Annotated in this window: 23 protein-coding genes and 2 riboswitches; of the genes, 17 read left to right on the top strand and 6 right to left on the bottom strand. The window is 62.1% G+C overall.

Annotation, left to right across the window (positions count from 1 at the left end):
* Positions 1-3 precede the first annotated feature (3 nt).
* The 5 genes from panD (at position 4) to panB (ending at position 4,500) form a co-directional block, all read left to right on the top strand.
* Positions 4-357 (top strand): aspartate 1-decarboxylase, encoded by a 354-nt coding sequence (gene panD, locus Q0D31_RS20225; protein WP_291855053.1) that lies wholly within the window; start codon positions 4-6, stop codon positions 355-357.
* 84 nt (positions 358-441) lie between these two features.
* The gene (locus tag Q0D31_RS20220) at positions 442-1,596 is read left to right on the top strand and encodes an 8-amino-7-oxononanoate synthase (RefSeq protein WP_291855051.1); all 1,155 of its coding nucleotides are present in this window, start codon (positions 442-444) and stop codon (positions 1,594-1,596) included.
* A complete protein-coding gene (gene bioD / locus Q0D31_RS20215; protein WP_291855048.1) occupies positions 1,593-2,225 on the top strand; it encodes a dethiobiotin synthase in 633 nt (210 codons plus the stop codon). The genes Q0D31_RS20220 and bioD overlap by 4 nt, the downstream gene beginning before the upstream one ends.
* Positions 2,222-3,487 (top strand): adenosylmethionine--8-amino-7-oxononanoate transaminase, encoded by a 1,266-nt coding sequence (locus tag Q0D31_RS20210; RefSeq protein WP_291855045.1) that lies wholly within the window; start codon positions 2,222-2,224, stop codon positions 3,485-3,487. Before bioD ends, Q0D31_RS20210 begins: the two co-directional genes overlap by 4 nt.
* A 209-nt stretch (positions 3,488-3,696) precedes the next feature.
* Entirely contained in the window at positions 3,697-4,500 is an 804-nt protein-coding gene (panB, locus tag Q0D31_RS20205) for a 3-methyl-2-oxobutanoate hydroxymethyltransferase (RefSeq protein ID WP_291855170.1), read from the top strand.
* Between the two features lie 412 nt (positions 4,501-4,912).
* Here panB and Q0D31_RS20200 read toward each other — a convergent pair whose 3' ends face one another.
* From Q0D31_RS20200 to Q0D31_RS20190, 3 genes are read right to left on the bottom strand one after another with little or no spacing between them, the layout of a single operon-like run.
* Complete coding sequence (locus tag Q0D31_RS20200; protein ID WP_291855044.1) at positions 4,913-5,629, bottom strand: CbtA family protein; 717 nt, start codon at positions 5,627-5,629, stop codon at positions 4,913-4,915.
* 6 nt (positions 5,630-5,635) lie between these two features.
* Entirely contained in the window at positions 5,636-5,818 is a 183-nt protein-coding gene (locus Q0D31_RS20195; protein ID WP_291855041.1) for a CbtB domain-containing protein, read from the bottom strand.
* Positions 5,819-5,873: 55 nt separating this feature from the next.
* A complete protein-coding gene (locus Q0D31_RS20190; RefSeq protein ID WP_291855038.1) occupies positions 5,874-6,146 on the bottom strand; it encodes a hypothetical protein in 273 nt (90 codons plus the stop codon).
* Positions 6,147-6,288: 142 nt separating this feature from the next.
* Positions 6,289-6,497, top strand: a riboswitch (cobalamin riboswitch).
* Between the two features lie 271 nt (positions 6,498-6,768).
* Between Q0D31_RS20190 and cobF the strand changes: the two genes are divergently transcribed.
* From cobF to cobJ, 5 genes are read left to right on the top strand one after another with little or no spacing between them, the layout of a single operon-like run.
* On the top strand, positions 6,769-7,527 hold the full coding sequence (gene cobF, locus Q0D31_RS20185) for a precorrin-6A synthase (deacetylating) (RefSeq protein ID WP_291855034.1): 759 nt from the start codon (positions 6,769-6,771) through the stop codon (positions 7,525-7,527).
* Positions 7,524-8,831 carry a precorrin-3B synthase gene (gene cobG / locus Q0D31_RS20180; RefSeq protein WP_366518537.1) on the top strand — a complete coding sequence of 436 codons (1,308 nt, stop codon included), beginning with the start codon at positions 7,524-7,526 and terminating at the stop codon, positions 8,829-8,831. The genes cobF and cobG overlap by 4 nt, the downstream gene beginning before the upstream one ends.
* Positions 8,824-9,456 carry a precorrin-8X methylmutase gene (locus Q0D31_RS20175; protein ID WP_291855031.1) on the top strand — a complete coding sequence of 211 codons (633 nt, stop codon included), beginning with the start codon at positions 8,824-8,826 and terminating at the stop codon, positions 9,454-9,456. The genes cobG and Q0D31_RS20175 overlap by 8 nt, the downstream gene beginning before the upstream one ends.
* Positions 9,453-10,211, top strand: a complete 759-nt coding sequence (locus tag Q0D31_RS20170) for a precorrin-2 C(20)-methyltransferase (protein ID WP_291855028.1) — start codon at positions 9,453-9,455, stop codon at positions 10,209-10,211. The genes Q0D31_RS20175 and Q0D31_RS20170 overlap by 4 nt, the downstream gene beginning before the upstream one ends.
* The gene (cobJ, locus tag Q0D31_RS20165; protein ID WP_291855025.1) at positions 10,208-10,975 is read left to right on the top strand and encodes a precorrin-3B C(17)-methyltransferase; all 768 of its coding nucleotides are present in this window, start codon (positions 10,208-10,210) and stop codon (positions 10,973-10,975) included. Before Q0D31_RS20170 ends, cobJ begins: the two co-directional genes overlap by 4 nt.
* On the opposite strand, the gene Q0D31_RS20160 is transcribed toward cobJ, so the two are convergent.
* Entirely contained in the window at positions 10,939-11,712 is a 774-nt protein-coding gene (locus Q0D31_RS20160; protein WP_291855022.1) for a cobalt-precorrin-6A reductase, read from the bottom strand. The genes cobJ and Q0D31_RS20160 overlap by 37 nt on opposite strands.
* 13 nt (positions 11,713-11,725) lie before the next feature.
* Between Q0D31_RS20160 and cbiE the strand changes: the two genes are divergently transcribed.
* Genes cbiE through Q0D31_RS20125 form a run of 7 tightly spaced genes read left to right on the top strand, consistent with a single transcriptional unit; the run spans position 11,726 to position 17,437 of the window.
* The gene (gene cbiE / locus Q0D31_RS20155) at positions 11,726-12,961 is read left to right on the top strand and encodes a precorrin-6y C5,15-methyltransferase (decarboxylating) subunit CbiE (RefSeq protein ID WP_291855019.1); all 1,236 of its coding nucleotides are present in this window, start codon (positions 11,726-11,728) and stop codon (positions 12,959-12,961) included.
* Positions 12,940-13,341, top strand: coding sequence for a cobalamin biosynthesis protein (locus tag Q0D31_RS20150; RefSeq protein WP_366518536.1), 402 nt, complete (start codon positions 12,940-12,942; stop codon positions 13,339-13,341). The genes cbiE and Q0D31_RS20150 overlap by 22 nt, the downstream gene beginning before the upstream one ends.
* On the top strand, positions 13,338-14,099 hold the full coding sequence (cobM, locus tag Q0D31_RS20145; protein WP_291855014.1) for a precorrin-4 C(11)-methyltransferase: 762 nt from the start codon (positions 13,338-13,340) through the stop codon (positions 14,097-14,099). The genes Q0D31_RS20150 and cobM overlap by 4 nt, the downstream gene beginning before the upstream one ends.
* Positions 14,099-14,899, top strand: coding sequence for a uroporphyrinogen-III C-methyltransferase (gene cobA, locus Q0D31_RS20140; protein ID WP_291855011.1), 801 nt, complete (start codon positions 14,099-14,101; stop codon positions 14,897-14,899). The genes cobM and cobA overlap by 1 nt, the downstream gene beginning before the upstream one ends.
* On the top strand, positions 14,896-16,251 hold the full coding sequence (locus Q0D31_RS20135; RefSeq protein ID WP_291855008.1) for a cobyrinate a,c-diamide synthase: 1,356 nt from the start codon (positions 14,896-14,898) through the stop codon (positions 16,249-16,251). The genes cobA and Q0D31_RS20135 overlap by 4 nt, the downstream gene beginning before the upstream one ends.
* Before the next feature lie 5 nt (positions 16,252-16,256).
* Positions 16,257-16,904 (top strand): 5,6-dimethylbenzimidazole synthase, encoded by a 648-nt coding sequence (bluB, locus tag Q0D31_RS20130; protein WP_291855163.1) that lies wholly within the window; start codon positions 16,257-16,259, stop codon positions 16,902-16,904.
* 17 nt (positions 16,905-16,921) lie between these two features.
* Positions 16,922-17,437: a tyrosine protein phosphatase gene (locus Q0D31_RS20125; protein ID WP_291855005.1), complete on the top strand. Its 516-nt coding sequence runs from the start codon at positions 16,922-16,924 to the stop codon at positions 17,435-17,437.
* Here the strand turns inward: Q0D31_RS20125 and cobS are convergent.
* Entirely contained in the window at positions 17,427-18,191 is a 765-nt protein-coding gene (gene cobS, locus Q0D31_RS20120) for an adenosylcobinamide-GDP ribazoletransferase (RefSeq protein WP_291855003.1), read from the bottom strand. The two genes, Q0D31_RS20125 and cobS, sit on opposite strands and share 11 nt — an antisense overlap.
* A 1-nt stretch (position 18,192) precedes the next feature.
* Positions 18,193-19,248: a nicotinate-nucleotide--dimethylbenzimidazole phosphoribosyltransferase gene (gene cobT / locus Q0D31_RS20115; RefSeq protein ID WP_291855000.1), complete on the bottom strand. Its 1,056-nt coding sequence runs from the start codon at positions 19,246-19,248 to the stop codon at positions 18,193-18,195.
* A gap of 89 nt (positions 19,249-19,337) precedes the next feature.
* A riboswitch (cobalamin riboswitch) is annotated at positions 19,338-19,529 on the top strand.
* Positions 19,530-19,589: the final 60 nt, after the last annotated feature.

Below are 19,589 nucleotides of genomic sequence, written 5' to 3'. Positions count from 1 at the left end.
CAAATGCAAATTACTTTGATGAAAGGCACAATCCATCGCGCCTCGGTGACCCAAGCCGATCTGCATTATGAGGGCTCGATATCGATTGATCGTACGCTATTGGACGCTGCGGGATTTCTGATCAATGAGCGCGTCGAAATCTACAACATCGACACTGGCGCGCGCTTTGCCACCTACGTGATAGAGGCGCCTGGAGGGTCAGGCATGATAGGCCTCAATGGTGCGGCTGCAAGCCTAGCGATGATTGGAGATAAGGTGATTATCGTTGCATATGCCTCATGTGAGGAGGTCGAAGCGAAAGCATTCAGGCCGCGCGTCGTGCTGGTCGACGAAGAAAACCGCATCCTACCAAGTTGAAATCGACGAGGCCGACGCTGAGAACTTTTGCATTTTGCGGCCGTCATGCTTTTGCGCAACTGAGCGCGTGTCTGGAGCTGTACAATGAACCCAGTCCATGCGGACAAGATTGCCACCTACGTAACGGGCCTCCATGCCCTGAAAGCCGAGGACCGGCTGCGCGGCCTCAAGCCACGAGCGGGTATCGATTTCGCATCGAACGATTATCTCGCGCTGGCGCGCGCGCCGCGTATGAAAAAGGCTGTCTCGGCTGCGCTCGAGGCCGGCACACCGATCGGAGCCGGCGGGTCGCGGCTTCTTCGCGGAAACTGCGAGGAGCACGAAAGCCTTGAAGCAGAAGCCGCTAGGTTCTTCGGAGCAGAGACGGCCCTTTTTTTCGGCTCTGGATATGTCGCAAACTTTGCCGTCCTGACAACGCTGCCGCAACGCGGCGATCTGCTCGTCCTCGATTCGCTCGTACACGCGAGTATTCATGAAGGCGCACGGGCCGGCCGGGCCGAGTTTCGCGAAAGCGAACACAACGATCCTCGGTCGGTCGAAAACACGATTCGGGACTGGCGAGCGAAAGGCGGAACGGGCCGCGTCTGGATCGTGGTCGAAAGTCTCTACAGCATGGATGGTGATTTCGCGCCGCTCAAAGAGCTTGTCGCGATGGCGGATCGGTACGATGCGTTCCTGATGGTGGATGAGGCTCATGCCACAGGCGTCTACGGTGAGCTGGGACGAGGACTGACCGCCACCTATGAGGGGCGCGAAAATCTGGTAGTCGTTCATACCTGCGGCAAGGCGCTGGGGGCCGCCGGCGCGCTCGTCACCGCGACCCGCGTGCTGCGCGACTTCATGGTCAATCGCTGCCGTCCGTTTATCTTCGCGACCGCGCCGTCACCTTTGACCGCCGTCGCAGTGCAGGAGGCACTGTCAATCCTGCAGCAGGAACCTGACCGGCAACGGCGTTTGGCCAACCTGGTCGCATTCGCGCATCGGGAGATCGGCAAGCGCGGTGGCCGGAGCCCTTCCGACTCGCAGATCGTGCCGTACATCGTTGGCGACAACGCGCGGGCGATGGCGCTGGCATCCTCGCTGCAGGCTCGCGGCTTCGATATCCGTGGGATCCGGCCGCCGACCGTCCCCGCGGGTACGGCACGGTTGCGAATTTCCCTGACACTTAACGTCGCGGAGGATGACGTGCGTGCCATGCTCGACGCCCTAGTCGAAGAAACGAGAGGCGACGCTCGATGAGTCAGCGGATCGTGGTCACCGGTACGGACACCGGGATCGGGAAGACGATCTTCTCGGCGGGGCTCGCCGATTTTCTCGGCGCGGACTATTGGAAACCGATACAGGCCGGCCTCGAAGGAGAGACCGATTCCAAGGTCGTCGCACGGCTGGGCGGTCTCTCGGACGATCGCATTGTGCCGGAGCGTTACCGCCTGGAAACGCCCGCTTCGCCAGATCATGCCGCGGCAATTGACGGAGTTCGCATCGACGCGGAGGCGCTCGATGTGCCGGACACCGGCGAGCGCCCGCTTGTGATTGAGGGCGCGGGCGGGCTGATGGTGCCGCTCAGTCGTAGTACACTCTATATCGACATCTTTGCGCGATGGCGCCTTCCCGTCGTGCTTTGCGCGCGCACGGCGCTAGGCACCATCAATCATTCGCTGTTGTCGGTCGAAGCGCTGCGCAACCGCAAGATCGAAATTCTCGGAATTGCCTTCATCGGCGAACGAAATTCCAACAGTGAAAGTGCTATTTGCGAGATCGGACGGGTACGGGGACTCGGCCGGTTGCCCCGGCTTTCTCCGCTCACGACAAGCGCGCTGCAAGCCGCATTCAAAGCCTCATTCAACCGTGATGACTTCAACCCATGATAGCCAAGCAGAAGTCGCCGATCTGGCATCCGTTCACGCAACATGCGCTTCAGGACGAGATGACAAGCATTGTGCGCGGGGAAGGCGCATATCTGCAGACCGCGGATGGCCGCCGTATCATCGATGCGATCTCATCGTGGTGGGTCGTGACCCACGGCCATTGCCATCCATCCATTGTCAGCGCCATTCAGAAACAGGCAGAAAAGCTCAACCAGATTATCTTTGCCGGCCACACTCACGAACCGGCCGAAGAGGTTGCTGCGCTGCTTTTGAAGCTTGCGCCCCGTGATCTCGACTATGTCTTCTTCTCCGACAGCGGCTCGACCAGCGTGGAAGTTGCGCTGAAAATGGCGCTCGGCTACTGGCACAACATTGGCCAGCCGCGAACCCGCATTGTCGTGATGCAGCACTCCTATCACGGCGACACCGTGGGGGCGATGTCGGTCGGCGCGCGGGGTGTGTTCAACGCGGCGTACGGGCCGCTGCTGTTCGATGTCACTTCAGTCCCATTCCCGGCGAGCGGTCATGAACAGGCGACGCTCGATGCGCTCGAAGCTGCGTGCCGGAGTGAAAATCCAGCAGCCTTTATTGTGGAGCCGCTGATCCTGGGGGCGGGCGGCATGCTGATGTATCCCGCCTGGGTATTGAAAGAAATGAAGCGGATCTGCGAGGCATCGGACGTCCTGTTCATTGCCGACGAGGTCATGACCGGCTGGGGCCGCACGGGGACATTGTTCGCTTGCGAGCAGGCGGATGTGTCGCCGGATATCGCCTGCTATTCCAAGGGTCTCACGGGCGGATCGCTACCGCTCGCGGTGACACTCTGTGGCGCCGACATTTTCGACGCGCACTATTCGAAGGATCGTACGCGCACGTTCTTTCACTCGAGTTCATATACTGCCAACCCGGTGGCGTGCGCCGCCGCAAAGGCGAATCTCGATCTTTGGCAAAATCGGGAATCTTACGAGCGCATAGCTTCCGTCGTCGCGATGCAGGAACAGGGAATTGAACCATTCCGCGCCGACGCGCGTTTCAAAAACCTCCGGCGGACCGGCACCATTACGGCACTTGATCTGGAAGTGCGCGATGGAGGGTACCTCGCCGGCATCGGTCCGAAGCTTCAAGCCTTCTTTAACAGTCGAAATCTTTTGCTGCGTCCTCTCGGCAACACGATCTATGTCATGCCGCCTTATTGCGTCACGGCGGCAGACCTCGAGGAAATATACGCCGCCATCAGTGATGCAGCCGACGCGCTGGCTTGAGAGAGAATTAGGGGAGTTTAATTTGTCGCAACGCAGCTGCCACCTGTCTGCGGCGAGCTCAGTCGTCGCCGATGAACGCAGAACAACCTGTTTCATAGTGAGGGTACTGCTTCAATGAGTTCAAGTTCGCGCAATTGTCTCATAAACGAATATGAAACCGAGGACATGGAGGAGAGAACGTGAGTTCAGAGTTTCCAAAAAAAGCGCTGATGCCGCCGGACATCTTGGCAAGAAAGGGCAGTCTGCCGATCGTCTGCTTAACGGCCTATACCACACCAATCGCTGCGTTAGTTGATCGACATTGTGACGTCGTGCTGGTGGGCGATAGCGTGGGAATGGCTCTTCACGGCCTTCCATCGACGCTCGGTGTTACTCTCGACATGATGATCTTGCATGGGCAGGCGGTCCGCCGCGGAATTAATCGAGCTCTCATGGTCGTTGATTTGCCCTTTGGAGCATATGAGGAAAGCAGAGAACAAGCATTCCGGAATGCCGCGCGAGTGATGGCTGAAACCGGGTGTGCGGCTGTTAAGCTTGAGGGCGCTGAAAACATGGCGGAAACGGTTCGTTTCCTAACGGCACGTGGCATTCCGGTGATGGCTCATATTGGCCTTACTCCGCAGAGCGTGAATGCATTCGGTGGTTACAAAGTGCAAGGTCGAGGCCGCGATGGCGAGAGGATCATGCGAGATGCGGTCGCTAACTCGGAGGTCGGTGCGTTTGCTGTCGTTCTTGAAAAGGTTGCTGAATCATTGGCTCGCCTGATTACAGGAAAAATCCCCATTCCGACTATTGGGATTGGCGCATCTGGTGCGTGCGACGGTCAGATTTTGGTCACGGACGACATGCTTGGTATTTTCACGAAGTTCCGCCCGAAGTTCGTTAAGCGCTACGTGGAACTGGGGCGTGATGCCGACCAGGCGATCGCCACGTACGCAGCTGAGGTGCGCTCCGGGCAATTTCCGACATCAGAGCATGTCTTCGTTGATAAGCCTCATAAATCCGCGAAATAGTCGATACCGCAGGTCCGGAGCTTTCCGCCGGTCCTTTCAGGCCTGGGTTCGGCCGATGCGGGAAAAGCGGTAGCGCTCTCCCGCTACCAACCCTCCAAACCGCACCAGCTTTTCATTCTTCCCCAATGTGGCGACTCAATTGTGCCAATCAGATGCTCGGAAAGCTCTGCAGTACCGTTCGCAGTACCGATGCTGTTGATGAGCCTCTGCGAGCGAATGATTTCGGGCGCTCGCTTTCGTATGAATGCAGCGCTCTGTCTCGTTTGTCGAGGCGGTGAAAGCTCTGACCATCGTGCTCGCCATCGCCACCGCGCTGGCATCCAGCCTGGCTTGAAGAGCGTGAGCGGGATGTCGAGGGGAACGCAGGATCAAAGCTTCGAACGCGTGTACTCCGCACCGTCAATTTCTGTGCTTACGGTCGCGAGATACGTCCGAACGCAACGCTGGTGGAGACGCCGAGCAAAGCCCAGAACAGCAGGCTGGTGAGCGTCACCACCACGATGAACCTGTGCGACAGCGCGGCCCGAACCTCGCTGTGGGATTCCGGCGCAAGGGGCGCGCCAATCAGATGCGGAAGCGCGATCAGACCGAGGCCAAGTACCGCAGCCCATGCTGCGGAGCGGAAGGCCAGCAGGCAAAGCCCGATGGCTGTTGCAGCAGCCGTGGCGATCCACCAGGTCTGCCGCGCCGCCAGTTCGGCCACCGGCATGCCCGGCAATTCTGGCGGCAGGCCGAGGCCGGGCGCCGCAGTAAACACCACAAAGCCGCCAAGTCCCCACAGCAGGCCTTCCCGCCACGCCACCGGCCGGCCCCGGATCGCATAGACCCCGGTGAGCGGTAGTGCGAAGCCGATCGCAGTCAGGATATTGGCCGCGATCGTGAAGGCGTTGCGCTGAAACCCATCTTCGGGCTCCCATTCGCTATCCTGGCTACGGGCCTTATCGTGCTCGTGGGGGTCGCCAGCCTGCTCATGCCCAGCCGTCGGAGCCTCGGCTGCAGCCTTGCGTTCGTAGACTTCGCTCTTCTGGATCAACGGCACCGTTCCGAGGAATTGCGCGACCGAGATCACCGCGCCGACCATCAGCCCGGCGAGGGCGGCCGAAAACACAATAGATCTGAAAACCGGCATTTTTGGTCAGTGACAGGGAAACGCATTGGCGTGGCGGACATCGTGCGCGGCGTTGTGAACGGCGCTGATGTGCGAGAAGCCGACCACGCCGACAATAAAAAGGCCAAGCGCCATCGCCAGCACGGCTTGAACGACCACGCTCGAATCGGTGGCGATAGCGGGCAGATGGGCGGCCTGGGACTGTTGCATGTCGATCCTCGTCGATGATGACCTTGTTTAGCGGAAAACAAGGGCTGGCGCGACCCTAATTTTTCAACTGTCGGGTCACATCCCGGCTGGTGAGGTGAAAATTCGCGGTGTCAGCTACGTCAGCGCGAACCACTTTTGCGCGGGCCGCCGCCTGAAACGCGTCGCTATGGGTGTGGTAGAAGTCCACGCATTCCTGCGGCGACGGGACGATTCGCAACAGCGTCCGGAACGCCCGACGATGCACCATGCAGAGGCCCGTGTGATCGGCGGCCTGGAACGCCAGCGCGTCGATATCGTCCCGCCAGATCGGGGTCTTGCTGTAAGGCATCGGTTGATCGTCTGCACGGTGAGTGAAAGCTTGCCGAAGGTCGCAATCTAGCAAGGATGGCAGGCCGCGTCAAAACGGATTTTGCCGTGCCCTGGCTTGCGCATGTTGCTCGATTGAACTGTTGACGCCATCACGGTCAGATGCCACGGTTTGCGGTGGTGGTGCCCGCAAGGGCTATCCAAGGGAATGCGGTGCGCCTGCTCCAGCAGGCCATTCCGCGGCTGCCCCCGCAACTGTAGGCGGATAGCTGACGACCATACATACCACTGGGGATTCCAAAAGCTCCCTGGGAAGGTGGTCCGAGGCGACAACCCGCGAGCCAGGAAACCTGCTGCCGGTCATGGTCATGCGCGAACGCGTCAGGCGGGGTGCCTCGATGTCGCAGGAGTAGCTGGTCGCATCTGCCGCCACGGGCGAAGGCAGGATGGAGCAGCAACCGCGCTGACGGATGTTTTTTCGCCGTCGAGCGCTATCGTGTCAAATTCAGGCAATCATGATGATCCGGCGTCGCCGTTTCGCGTGCGCGCCGCGCAGAACAAGAGTGCATGTTTCTGCAATTGGGCCGGACCTGGGACGGCAACGTCGAAACGCCACGGATGTGCTGTTGCTCGGAGTACCTGTGATGAAGAAGATACTCATTATTGGCATCGGGGCTGGAGATCCCGGCTATGTCACCATGCAGGCTGTGGAAGCCCTCAACCGGACCGATGTCTTCTTCATCCTGGACAAGGGACCGAGCAAGACGAAGCTGATCGAGCTTCGCAAGGAGATCTGCCGGCGCTATATCAGGGGTAATGACCATCGGTTCGTTGACGCGACCAGTCCGGAATGGGCACGCGACACCGAGGATTACTTCTCGACCGTCGATGACCTCAATCGCGACAAGCAGGCCTTGTTCGAACGCCTGATTTCGGAGGAGATGGCAGACGGTGAATGCGGCGCGTTCCTGGTGTGGGGCGACCCGACATTCTACGACAGTACGATCCGTATCATCGAAATGATCGCGAACAGCGGTCGCCACCAACTCGACTACGAAGTCATTCCGGGCATCAGCAGCGTCCAGGCGCTCGCCGCCAAGCACAAGACAACACTCAACCGGATCGGTCAGTCGATCGAAATCACCACGGGACGGAAGCTGGCGGAAGGCTTTCCTGATAACGCCGATAGCGTCGTCGTGATGCTCGATGGCGGCGACACCTACAAGCGGTTTGCCGATCAGGATATCGACATTTATTGGGGTGCTTATGTCGGCATGCCCGATGAAATCCTGGTGTCCGGCAAGCTGAAGGACGTCGCAGGTGAAATCGAACGGGTCAGGACGGACGCGAGGCGCGCCAATGGATGGATCATGGATAGCTACCTGATGCGAAGGGCAACGTGAATAGTTCGGCAGCGATAGAGGTGAAGGGCTGGTGCCCGGGCGCGTTGCGACCGATGCCAAGCAGTGACGGATTGATCGTCCGCGTGCGCCCGCGATCGGCAACACTTGGCCTCGACGAATTGGCCGCGCTCGCCGACGCCGCAGGGCTTTTCGGCAACGGCCACATCGATCTGACGCGGCGGGCCAATCTGCAGATCCGCGGTGTCAGCGAAGCAACTCTGCCGCAACTGCACGAGGTGATCGCCCGACTTGGCCTGCTCGACGACAGTCCGGACGGTGAGGCCGTGCGCAACGTAATGATTAATCCGCTCGCCGGGATCGATCCCGCCGAGGTGCTGGATGTCAGGAGCATCGGTGGAGACCTTGCGCGATTGCTCGCTTTCGAAAAATCCCTTTGGGCGTTACCGACCAAGTTTGGCTTCGTTGTCGATGGCGGTGGTGTGTTGGGCCTTGCGGGCCAGCGCGGCGATGTTCGTCTTGCCGCCATTGCCCGCGGCCCGGACGCTGCGGTTGCGGTCGGGATCGAGACGGCAAACGGGGTAGAGTGGCTTGGTTCAGTCTCTCCCGGTGAAGCAGCGGAGGCCGCCATCGAAACAGGGCTTGCCTTCATCGGCGTGGCGTCGCGTGAAAAGCGGCAACGTATGCGCGACCTTTCCGATGAAAATCTTGCGTCTATTCGATCCGCGATCGGGCCGCGGCTCGATGCGCTCCGCCAGAATCCGCGCAATGCCGATGGGCCGTTGATTAGGCGCGCCGGCTTGATAGAGCTGGGTGCAGGCCGGCTCGCGGTAGGGATCGCAGCGCCCTTTGGACGCGTCGAAGCCGATCAGTTCCGGGTGTTCGCTGACGCGATGGCGGCCCATGGTGTCAAGGAGATCAGGCTTTCGCCCTGGCGCGCGCTCTATGCCGAGGTACCCAGCGAGCAGTCCGGGCAAAGCATCCTGGTGGCTGCGGCAAGCGTTGGCTTGATCGTTGACCCCGGCGATCCCCTGCTTCAGATCGAAGCTTGCCCGGGCGCCCCCGGCTGTCAGTCGACCTCGCTCGATACGCGTGGCGATGGACGCCGGCTGGCGGGACTGCTGCCGCTGTTTGGCTTCACTGGGACGATCCACGTCTCCGGCTGTGCCAAGGGGTGTGCGAAATCGGGGACGAGCGATCTCGTGCTGGTCGGTGCTGAGGGTCGTTACGGCCTCGTGCGTAACGGAACCGCCCAGGGTTCCCCCGCGCGCCGTTTTTCCTTTTCCGATCTTGCCGCCGATCCAGGCAAAATCTTCGATGCGGACCGAGGCAGCAGGCATGACTGAATTGCGCTCCTACATTCGGGATGGCACCGAGATCTATCGCAACTCGTTTGCGATCATCCGCGCCGAGGCCAATCTTTCCCGTTTCAAGCAGAACGAGGAGAAGCTGGCTGTCAGGATCATTCACGCTTGCGGCATGGTCGATATCGCCGATGACCTCTTGATGTCTCCGACATTTGCCGCGCGCGCATCCGAAGCATTGTTGCGCGGCGCGCCTGTTCTTTGTGATGCGAAGATGGTCGCCCACGGCATCACCCGCAGCAGATTGCCCAGGAACAACAGCGTCGTCTGCACTCTCGACGATCCGACTGTAGCGCAGCTCGCAACCGAGGTTGGAAACACACGCTCGGCGGCGGCGCTTGAGCTTTGGCGGCCGCATCTTGAGGGAGCTGTTGTCGCCATCGGCAACGCGCCGACTTCGCTGTTTCGGCTGCTCGAAATGCTCGAAGAAGGCGCGCCGCTTCCTGCCGCCATCATCGGCATTCCCGTTGGTTTTGTCGGGGCTGCCGAGTCCAAGCATGCCCTTGCGGCGCAGAGCCGCGTTCCATTCCTTGTTGTCCGCGGTCGCAGGGGCGGTAGCGCCATGGCTGCTGCGGCGGTCAACGCGCTGGCGAGTGATCGTGAATGACCAGTATTGACGCAATCGGTGGAACCGCCCTTGGTGGAACACTCTACGGCATCGGGGTCGGACCCGGCGATATCAGCTATCTGACGCTGCGGGCTGCAGCATTAGTGCGGGATGTCGACGTGATCGCTTTTTTTGCCAAGCGAGGCCTGCAGGGAAATGCGCGGGGCATCGTCGATCCGCTGATCGCGCCACACCGCCATGAACTGCGGCTCGAATATCCCGTCACCAACGAGATCCCGCCCGAAGATCCTTCATACCAGCAGCAGATTAGCCGGTTCTATGAGGAAAGCGTCGAGATGCTTGCCGCGTTGCTGCGGCAAGGCAAGTCGGTAGGGCTTCTGGCCGAAGGAGATCCGTTCTTCTACGGTTCCTTCATGCACATGTGGCGCCGTCTCGAAGCAATTTTTCCGCTTGAGGTCGTGCCCGGCGTCACCGGCATGTCAGGCTGCTGGACGCGCGCCAACGCGCCCATCACCTGGGGCAACGACATCCTCTCGGTACTGCCCGGGACCTTGGGCGAGGAGCAATTGACCCGCCGGCTCGCGGAGACCGACGCGGCTGTCATCATGAAGGTCGGCAAGAACCTCGTAAAGGTCCGCCGGGCTGTCGAGGCGGCCGGATTGCTCTCCCGCGCGCTCTATGTCGTGCGCGGCACTATGCGAGGCGAGCAGATCATGCCTTTGTCCGAATGCCCTGACGGCAACGGCCCCTACTTTTCGATGGTGCTGATACCGGGGCAGGGGAGGCGGCTGTGAGCGGCTCGCTCGTCATCGTCGGTCTTGGACCCGGGTCGTCAGATCTTTTGACACCGGCGGCGGCCAGAGCGCTTCGGGCTGCGACCGATCTCGTTGGTTATGGGCCCTATCTCGATCGAATTCCGGAGAACATTTCCGGTCAGCGCCGTCATGCTTCGGACAACCGTGTTGAGGTCGAACGGGCGCGCCACGCACTCGCACTCGCCGCCGAAGGCAGGCAGGTCGCCGTCGTCTCGGGCGGGGACCCCGGCGTATTCGCCATGGCGGCGGCGGTCTTTGAAGCAATCGAGATCGGCGATCCCGCGTGGCGAGAACTCGATATTCATGTCGAGCCCGGTATCACCGCCATGCTGGCTGCCGCAGCAGAAGTCGGCGCCCCGCTCGGAGGTGACTTCTGCGCGGTCTCGCTGTCCGACAATCTGAAGTCATGGGAGACCATCGAGCGGCGCCTGCGGGCCGCGGCTCAAGGTGACTTCGTCATCGCGCTCTACAACCCGGCGTCAAAAGCCCGCCCGCATCAGCTTGGGCAGGCATTCAATCTGTTGCGAACGATCAAGTCGCCGCAGACCGTGGTGCTGTTCGTTCAAAAAGCAGCCACACCCGAAACGCGTGTCATCGTCGCAACGCTTGCGGAAGCCGATCCGGCGCTTGCCGATATGCGTACGCTGGTCATCATCGGGGCCACGGCAACGCGGCTCATCCCCCGAACCGGACGGCGGCCCTGGGTCTATACGCCCCGCGCTGAAACGGGGATGGCGCGATGAATGAGCCGCTGTTCCAGCCACTTGGCGGCGCCCTCGGCATTGCCCAAGGCATGTCCGTGCGGCTTATACGGACGCGCGATCATCACAACGGGAATGCCGAGCTGTCGCGTCGCCGTGATCTTCGCGTAGGTTGCCGCACCTCCCGAATTTTTGGAGACAAGCACGTCGATCTCCTCGTCCATGAGGAGCGCCGTTTCGGCCTGCTCGTCGAAGGGACCCCGGTCGAATATCAGCCGGATATCGTGCGGCAGCACGACACCCTCCGGCGGGTCGATCATGCGTGCGGTATAGTGATGGTGAGGACTGGTTGCGAAGGCGCCCAGGTCGAGACGGCCGAGGCTGAGAAAAACCCGGCGCGGCTCCGGTCCGAGCGCATCGGCAGCCCCTTCCGCGCTTGCAACCGTCAGCCATGTGTCGCCCGGCACGGGTTGCCAGGCCGGCCGCATGATCGTGGCGAGCGGGATCGCAAGCCGCCCACAGGCGGTCACGGCATTGGACGAGATTTGATCGGCATAGGGGTGTGTCGCGTCGATGACGGCCGCGATGGCTTCTTGTTGCAGCCACGCGGCCAATCCGTCGGGACCCCCGAAGCCGCCAATCCTGGTGCGAACCGGTTGCGTCCGTGGCTTCGAAGTGCGTCCGGCCAGCGAGAGCGTCGTTTCAAAGCGGGGGTCGGCCGCAAGCAGATGCGCCAGGCCGGAGGCCTCTGTCGTACCTCCGAGGATGAGAACGCGCATCGGGGCTTGTTCCATGATGACTGAGCCCGCAATTTGCACAGGGCCGCGTTGGCTGTCTATCGTTGGCATTGGTGAGGACGGCGTGGAAGGACTTTCCTCCGTCGCCCTCCAACTGATCCGTTCGGCCGAACTGGTGGTGGGCGGCGCGCGCCATCTAGAATTGGCGAGCGGACTTATTCGGGGCCGGCGTCTGGCGTGGCCGAGCCCCATCAGTGACGCGTTCCCCGAGATCGAACGACATCGCGGGCGTGCCGTCGCGATTCTCGCGAGCGGCGATCCCTTTCATTTCGGCGTCGGCAAGCAGATTGCGGCCTTTGTCCAAGCCGATGAGTTCATTTGTCTGCCACAGCCCTCAGCTTTCAGTCTCGCCGCCGCGAGGATGGGCTGGCCGCTGCAGGACGTCTCGCTGGTCACGCTCCACGGCCGCGCCCTCAGTGGCATTATTCGGCACCTGCAACCCGGCGCGCGGATTCTGGCGCTCTCCTGGGACAACGCGACGCCGCGCAAGCTTTCCGAACTTCTCACCACGCATCGCATGGGAAAGACGCGAATGACCGTGCTTGAGGCTATGGGTGGCGCTCGCGAGCGCATACGTCACGCGACGGCTTCGAATTTTGATCTCGAAGAGATCCAGCCACTCAACACGATCGCCATCGAGATAGTCGCGGAACTCGAAGCCATCATCGTCCCTTTGGCGCCCGGCCTTGACGACGATTTTTTCGAGCATGACGGCCAGCTGACGAAGCGGGAAGTTCGTGCGGTGACGTTGTCGTCGCTGCAGCCGCTGCAGGGTCAATTGCTCTGGGATATCGGGCTTGGAGCGGGTTCGGTCGCAATAGAGTGGCTGCTGCGGCATCCATCCCTGCGCGCGATCGGCATCGAGGCGCGCAGCGACCGCGCGGGCCGGGCGGCCCGCAACGCCGCAGCACTTGGCGTGCCGGAGCTTGAGATCGTGCAGGGCCTGGCGCCGGACGCGCTCGCGGGGCTTACGAGACCGGATGCTGTCTTTATCGGCGGCGGGATGATGGATGAAGGCGTGTTCGACGCGGCGTGGTCCGCGCTGAAGTCAGGCGGCCGTCTCATTGCCAACGCCGTGTCGTTGGAGACCGAGGCGCGGCTGGCCGGCCGTTTCCAGCAATTTGGCGGAGATCTCGTTCGACTGCAGGTCGCAAGAGCCGATAGAGTGGGCGCCATGTCTGGCTGGCGGCCGGCGATGCCGGTCACGCAATGGCGAGTGAGGAAGCCATGATCGTTGCGGGCATTGGATGCGGACGGGAAAGTTCCTCCGAGGACATTGTGAGCCTGATTTTCGTGGCTCTTTCGAATTTCGGCATCGCGCAGGAGAATCTCGCGGCGATCGCGACCGAAACCTCGAAAGCCGACGAGCGCGGCATCGCAAGCGCGGCCCGGTCGCTGTCGATCCCCATCGTTCGATGCCCGGTTGCGGATCTGGGGCGGGTCGCCGACCGGGTTTTAACACGCTCGTTGCGCGTTCAGGAGATCAAGGGGGTTCCGTCGATCGCGGAGGCCTCAGCCCTCGTCGCGGCCGGCCCCAACGCCCGGCTGCTCGGAGCGCGGGTCGCGGCCAACAGGGTAACCTGTGCCATCGCCATCGGTGAGGGATCGTGACGGTTCATTTCATAGGGGCCGGACCCGGTGCCCCCGATCTCATTACGGTGCGCGGACGCGATCTGATCGCGAGTTGTCCGGTCTGCCTGTATGCAGGCTCGCTGGTGCCCAGGGCGCTTCTTGAATACTGCCCGTCCGGCGCGCGCATCGTCGATACGGCGCCGATGTCGCTCGACGAGATCGTCGCCGAATTCAAGCGAGCGACCGACCAAGGTCAGGATGTCGCGCGCCTCCATTCCGGCGATCTGTCGATCTGGAGTGCGCTTGGCGAACAGTTGCGACGGCTCGAAGCGCTCGATATTCCCTTCACGGTTACGCCGGGCGTTCCGGCCTTCGCAGCCGCCGCCGCTGCGCTGGCCAAGGAACTGACGCTGCCCGAAGTCGCTCAATCCGTCGTGCTGACCCGGACCTCGGGACGGGCCTCGTCGATGCCTGAAACCGAAAGCCTGGCCGCGTTCGCGGCTACCCGCGCGACGCTCGCCATTCATCTCTCCATTCATGCGCTTGAAAAAACCGTCGCAGAACTCATTCCCGCCTATGGCGAGGCGTGCCCGGTTGCCGTGGTGTTTCGTGCCAGCTGGCCGGACGAGCGGATCATCCGCGCGACGCTCGGCACCATCGTCGGCGAAGTCGAGAAAACCAACATCGATCGTACCGCGCTTATTCTCGTTGGCGAGGTGCTGGCCGCGCGGGATTTCCGCGACAGCGCGCTGTACGACAGCGCCTATCAGCGGCGGTTCCGGGGGAGAGGCTCGTGATGGAGACGAAGCTTCGCGTCGACAACCTTCCTGACTTTCCGGATTTTCCACCGGGCGAGGTCTGGCTTGCAGGTGCCGGCCCGGGTGACCCCGGACTTCTGACACTCCATGCGCTCCACGCGCTGAGGACGGCTGACGATATCGTTCACGATGCTCTGGTAGATCCACGCATTCTGGAACTTGCTGGCAACCAGGCCAAACTGATCTTTGCGGGCAAGCGCGGGGGAAAGCCATCGGCTCAGCAGGGCGATATCAACGAGCTTCTGATCGAACGCGCCAGGATGCGGCGGCGCGTTCTGCGTCTCAAAGGCGGTGACCCCTTTTTGTTCGGGCGCGGCGGTGAAGAAGTTTTGGCGCTGACGCGCGCCGGTCTTCGATTTCGGATCATACCAGGCATTACGTCGGGACTTGCGGCAGCCGCACTCGCCGGTATTCCCGCGACAATGCGGGATACCAACCATGCGATCATCCTGATGGCGGGCAGCCGATCGGCCGATGGCACCTCGGTCGCCGAGTGGGAGAGACTGGCTAGCGTCGGACAACCGATCATCGTCTATATGCCGATGGCCAACTTGCCCGACATCATGAGTGCGTTTGAGCGCGGCGGGATGGCGCACGATACCCCCGCTGTGGTCATCAGTTCATCCACCACATCGGAAGAGCGCATTATCGAAACGTCGCTTGGGACGGCGGCCGTCGATGCTGAGAGACAGGGAATCGGCGCGCCGGCCATCGTGATCGTCGGCGCGATTGCGTCGATGCGCCAGCAGCTCTTGGCCAACATGGTTGGTCGGCCATGATCCATCCCGCCGGTCCCCCAGGCCTCATCGTTGCCGCGCCCCGTTCCGGCGCCGGGAAAACAACCGTCACGCTTGGGCTGTTACGCGCGCTTCGCCGTCGAGGCCTTGCCGTGCAGCCCTTCAAATGCGGACCGGACTATATTGATCCGGCCTTCCACGAGGTCGCGGCCGGTCAGCCAAGCTATAATCTGGACAGCTGGGCGATGGGTGCGGGCCTGATCGCAACGCTTGCGGCGACGGCATCGATGGATGCCGAGATTTCCGTTGCGGAAGGCGTGATGGGATTGTTCGACGGCGCCGCGGCTCGAGGACAATCTGGGTCCGGCACGACGGCCGATCTGGCATCGCTGCTGGGGTGGCCGGTGGTGCTGGTGCTCGATGTCACCGGCCAGACGGAAACGGCTGCCGCCGTCGCACTCGGATGCGCCAGATATAGAGATGACATCGATATCGCGGGCGTGATTCTCAACCGCGTCGCGAGCGCGCGGCATCTTGCGCTGATTGCACCGGCATTCGAGCGGATCAAGTTGCCGGTTTTCGGGGCGGTACTGCGTGATGAACGGATCGCTTTACCGGAACGGCATCTCGGCCTTGTTCAGGCGCGGGAAATCGCGGCGATCGACCAGCATCTGGACAGACTTGCCGATGTCGTCGACGCCGCTGTCGATGTTGATGCGATCAGACGATCGGCGAGGTCCGCGAAGGTTTTGCCCGCAACCAGCGACGAGCGGTCAAATGAGTCGAAGCATCATTTGCGGCCGCCCGGGCAGCGCATCGCGCTGGCGCAGGATCGGGCATTTTCATTCATGTATCCTCATTTGCTTCGGCAATGGCGCCGAGCTGGCGCGGAAATCATTCCGTTCTCACCATTGGCCGATGAGGCTCCCGATGACACCGCCGACGCGGTTTGGTTGCCGGGAGGCTATCCGGAACTCCATGCCGGCACTTTGGCGTCGGCGCATGGTTTCCGCGCAGGTCTTCGCACATTGGCCGAACGTTCCATTCCCATCCACGGTGAGTGCGGGGGCTATATGGTGCTGGGGCGCGGGCTCGAGGATGCCGACGGGCGCAGGCACGAGATGATCGGACTGCTTGGACTCGAGACCTCTTTCCTGGAGCGTAAGCTCCATTTGGGCTATCGGCGCGCCCGGCTTCAGCGGGACTGTTCGCTCGGTGCGGAGGGGACGGAAGTGTTCGGCCATGAATTCCATTACGCGAGCACGGTTTCGGTCAATGGAGATTCGCTGGTCGATTGCAGAGATGCTTCAGGGACAAAAGTGCCTGAACAAGGTGCGCGGCAGGGTTCGACAACGGGAACGTTTTTTCATGTCATCGACGGGGCGGCCGCATGACGCAGATGCCTGATCCATCTCCGCGAAAGTTTAACGAGGAATTTCGGCGGTCATTCCGGGACCTCATCCTCTGGCGCCGCGATGTCCGCCGGTTTCGTCGCGATCCTATTGATCCCTTGTTAATGCATTCGCTGCTTGAACTCGCCAGCCGCGCGCCCTCTGTCGGACATTGCCAGCCCTGGCGGTTCGTGCTCGTCGAGTCAACTGGTCGTCGTGAGGAGGTGAAGTCCAGCTTCGCGCGCGCCAATGCGCGGGCGCTGGAAAATTATTACGGCGAACAGCGTGCGCATTATGCGCGACTGAAGCTTGAGGGCCTCGAAAACGCTCCTGTCCATGTCGCCGTCTTCGCCGACGAGGCGGCGGAGGAGGGCAGTGGGCTAGGCCGCCACACCATGCCGGAGACGCTGCGCTATTCAGTCGTGGCCGCGGTTCAGACCTTGTGGCTTGCGGCACGCGCCGAAGGGTTGGGGCTTGGCTGGGTCTCCATTCTCGAGCCCGACATCATTCATCGGGTGCTCGAGGTGCCGCAGACCTGGGCGCTGGTCGCCTATCTCTGCATCGGCTGGCCGGTGGAGGAGCATCTCGATCCCGAGCTCGATCGTCATCGCTGGCAGCAACGGCTGGATCTCACGGGGATGATCTTTAAGCGGTAGAGCCTGATCGGTACGTCATGATCCATGTTAGTTCGCTAAGCGCCCTCAGCAGCGTTACAGGGCGGCTTCATAGCTACGACCTGCTGACGCTGCTGTCGCCGGATTCTCCGGAGATGGACTGGAGCGGGTTTGCATGCGACTGGCATGTGCGACTGGCTTTTCACGATATCGCCGAACCGACGCCGGGCCTGACGGCGCCGAACCGCGATATGATGCAGGCGGTTCTCGATTTCGGCCGCAACGGCGGGCGTCAGCGAGCGCTGTCGATCCATTGCTGGGCCGGGATCAGCCGCTCTAGCGCGGCTGCTTTTGTCATTGCCTGCGATCGCAATCCGGGATTCGAACGCGACATCGCCACCGAACTGCGCCGGCGGGCACCGTTCGCCACGCCCAACCGGCTGATGGTCAGGCTTGCGGATGATCTGCTCCAGCGGGATGGCCGGATGATCGAGGCGATCGACGGGATCGGCCGTGGCGCCGAGGCGCGCGAAGGTGAGCCGTATCAACTGCCGCTGAAATGGCCTATCGGATAATTGCTGCGACGCCGAGCAGGAAGCCGATCTCGAACATCTGCTCGATTGCGCCCAGAACGTCGCCGGTGTAGCCGTCGATCAGTCTGCGCGCCCAGAGCGCGATGGCAGTGGACAGCACGGCCCCTAGCAGAAGTCCTGAGATGACCGACAGGATCGATACGAAAGCAAGCGGCACCAACGCGCCCACGACGACGATCAAGGCGAAGCGTATGTCATTCGCACTGACGGGCGCATCGGTAAAGCTGACCTTCATCGCTGCGGTATCGCCAGCGTAAGGCAGTGCATTGATCACAAAGGCCGGCGTGATGCGCGCGGCGGCATGTGCTGCGATCAGCGCCGCGGCGCCGCTCCATAACGGCATTTCCGCCAACGCCGTTACTCGCAGGGCAACGCCGAACGCCAGCGCGAGTGCCCCGTAAGCTCCGATCCGGCTGTCTTTCATGATCGCGAGCCGCTTTTCCACGCTCCTGCCGCCGCCAAAACCGTCAGCGGTATCGGCGAGGCCGTCTTCGTGCAAGGCGCCGGTGACGACAATACTCGTGGCCACCGCGAGCAATGCAGCGATGACCGGACCCCAGATTGCGCCTGCGAGCAGCAGCACCGCGGCCGATACGAGGCCGACGCAAATCCCGACTGCAGGAAAATATTTCACGCAATGCGATAGCCATTCCGCCGCGGTTGCGGCATCGGACGATGGCACGGGAACGATGGTCATGAACCGCAGCGCGTTCAGGAACTCGCCGGTCCCGCTCATCTCAGATGTTTCCGGCCAGCACGTCGCTGAGATCGGCGACATCCGTCAGGAGCCGCGCCGCTGCACGCACCAGCGGCACCGCGAGCAAGGCGCCGGTGCCTTCGCCGAGCCGCATGCCGAGATCGAGCAGCGGCTTGGCCTGGAGGGCGGCGAGTATCACGTCATGGCCCTTCTCCGCGGAGCGATGGGCGAAAATACAATAATCGCGCGCTGCGGGACAAAGGCGTACCGCCAGCAATACTGCGGCGCTGGAAATAAATCCGTCAACCAATACGGGCCGGCGCTGCGACGCCGTGCCCAGCACCGCGCCGGCCATCATCGCGATTTCCAGCCCGCCGAACTCACGGAGCACATCGAATGGTGCGGTGACGTCGCTGCGAGCCGCCGCCCTTTCGATCGCCGTGCGTTTGCGGGCCATGCCGGCGTCGTCCTGACCGGCGCCGACGCCGATGCAATCCTGAAGCGTTGCCGGCACGAGCCGATGGACCAGCAGCGCCGAGGAGGCGGTGTTGCCGATTCCCATTTCGCCGAGCGCGATAATGTCGGCGCCTGTGGAAATCTGATCGATCGCGATCCCACATCCGCGCGCCAGCGCATCGGCCGCCTGTTGCGGCGTCATCGCCGGCTCGCGCGCCGCATTGGCGGTGCCCATGCGGATTTTTGCAGCAATTAAGTTCCCATAAGCGGGGAGATCCGCGGCCACGCCGGCATCGACGACGCAAATCGCCGCGTTGCTGGCGGCGGCAAAGGCATTGGCGCTGGCGCGACCGGCCAAATAGGTCATCACCATCGCTACCGTCACGGCGGAGGGGTATTGCGACACGCCTTCCTCGGTGAGGCCATGGTCGGCGGCGAACACCAGGAGCACGGCCTTGTCGCCGCGTGGTGGGTCGGGGTGCCGGATCATGCCCAGCTGCACGGCAAGATCTTCGATCCGCCCCAGTGATCCCGGTGGCTTGGCCTTGCCATCGATGCGCCCGCGCATGGCAGTGGCCAGCTGCTGATCGAGCGGCGCAATGGGTGGCGGCTGCCAAAACTCTTTCAAATCGGGCGACATCGGGTTTCCTTTCGCGACGGCTTACCTGACGCAACAGCCGCCATGAGGTCAACACCGCCTGTGCACGGTTGACCCCGGCTGAGGCGCCAGCTAGCGTCGTCCGCGATGGTCCTTCCGCGTGGAAGGTGAAAAGGGAAGCCGGTGCGAGAGTTCTCAAAGCCGGTGCTGCCCCCGCAACTGTAAGCGATGAGCCCTCGCCGATGCCACTGGGATGTCCCGGGAAGGCGGCTGACGGCAGCGACTCGCGAGCCAGGAGACCTGCCATCACGAACTGTGCTTTGGAGGCGTCGTCGGGGCGGGGTGCACCGGACGGGAGCGAGCTTGACGGCGACAAACCGTAA

It is taken from the genome of Bradyrhizobium sp. (genome assembly GCF_022844465.1).
GTDB lineage: Bacteria > Pseudomonadota > Alphaproteobacteria > Rhizobiales > Xanthobacteraceae > Bradyrhizobium.
Note: the sequence above shows the minus strand (reverse complement) of the source record. Positions and strands in the feature narration are given on the sequence as shown.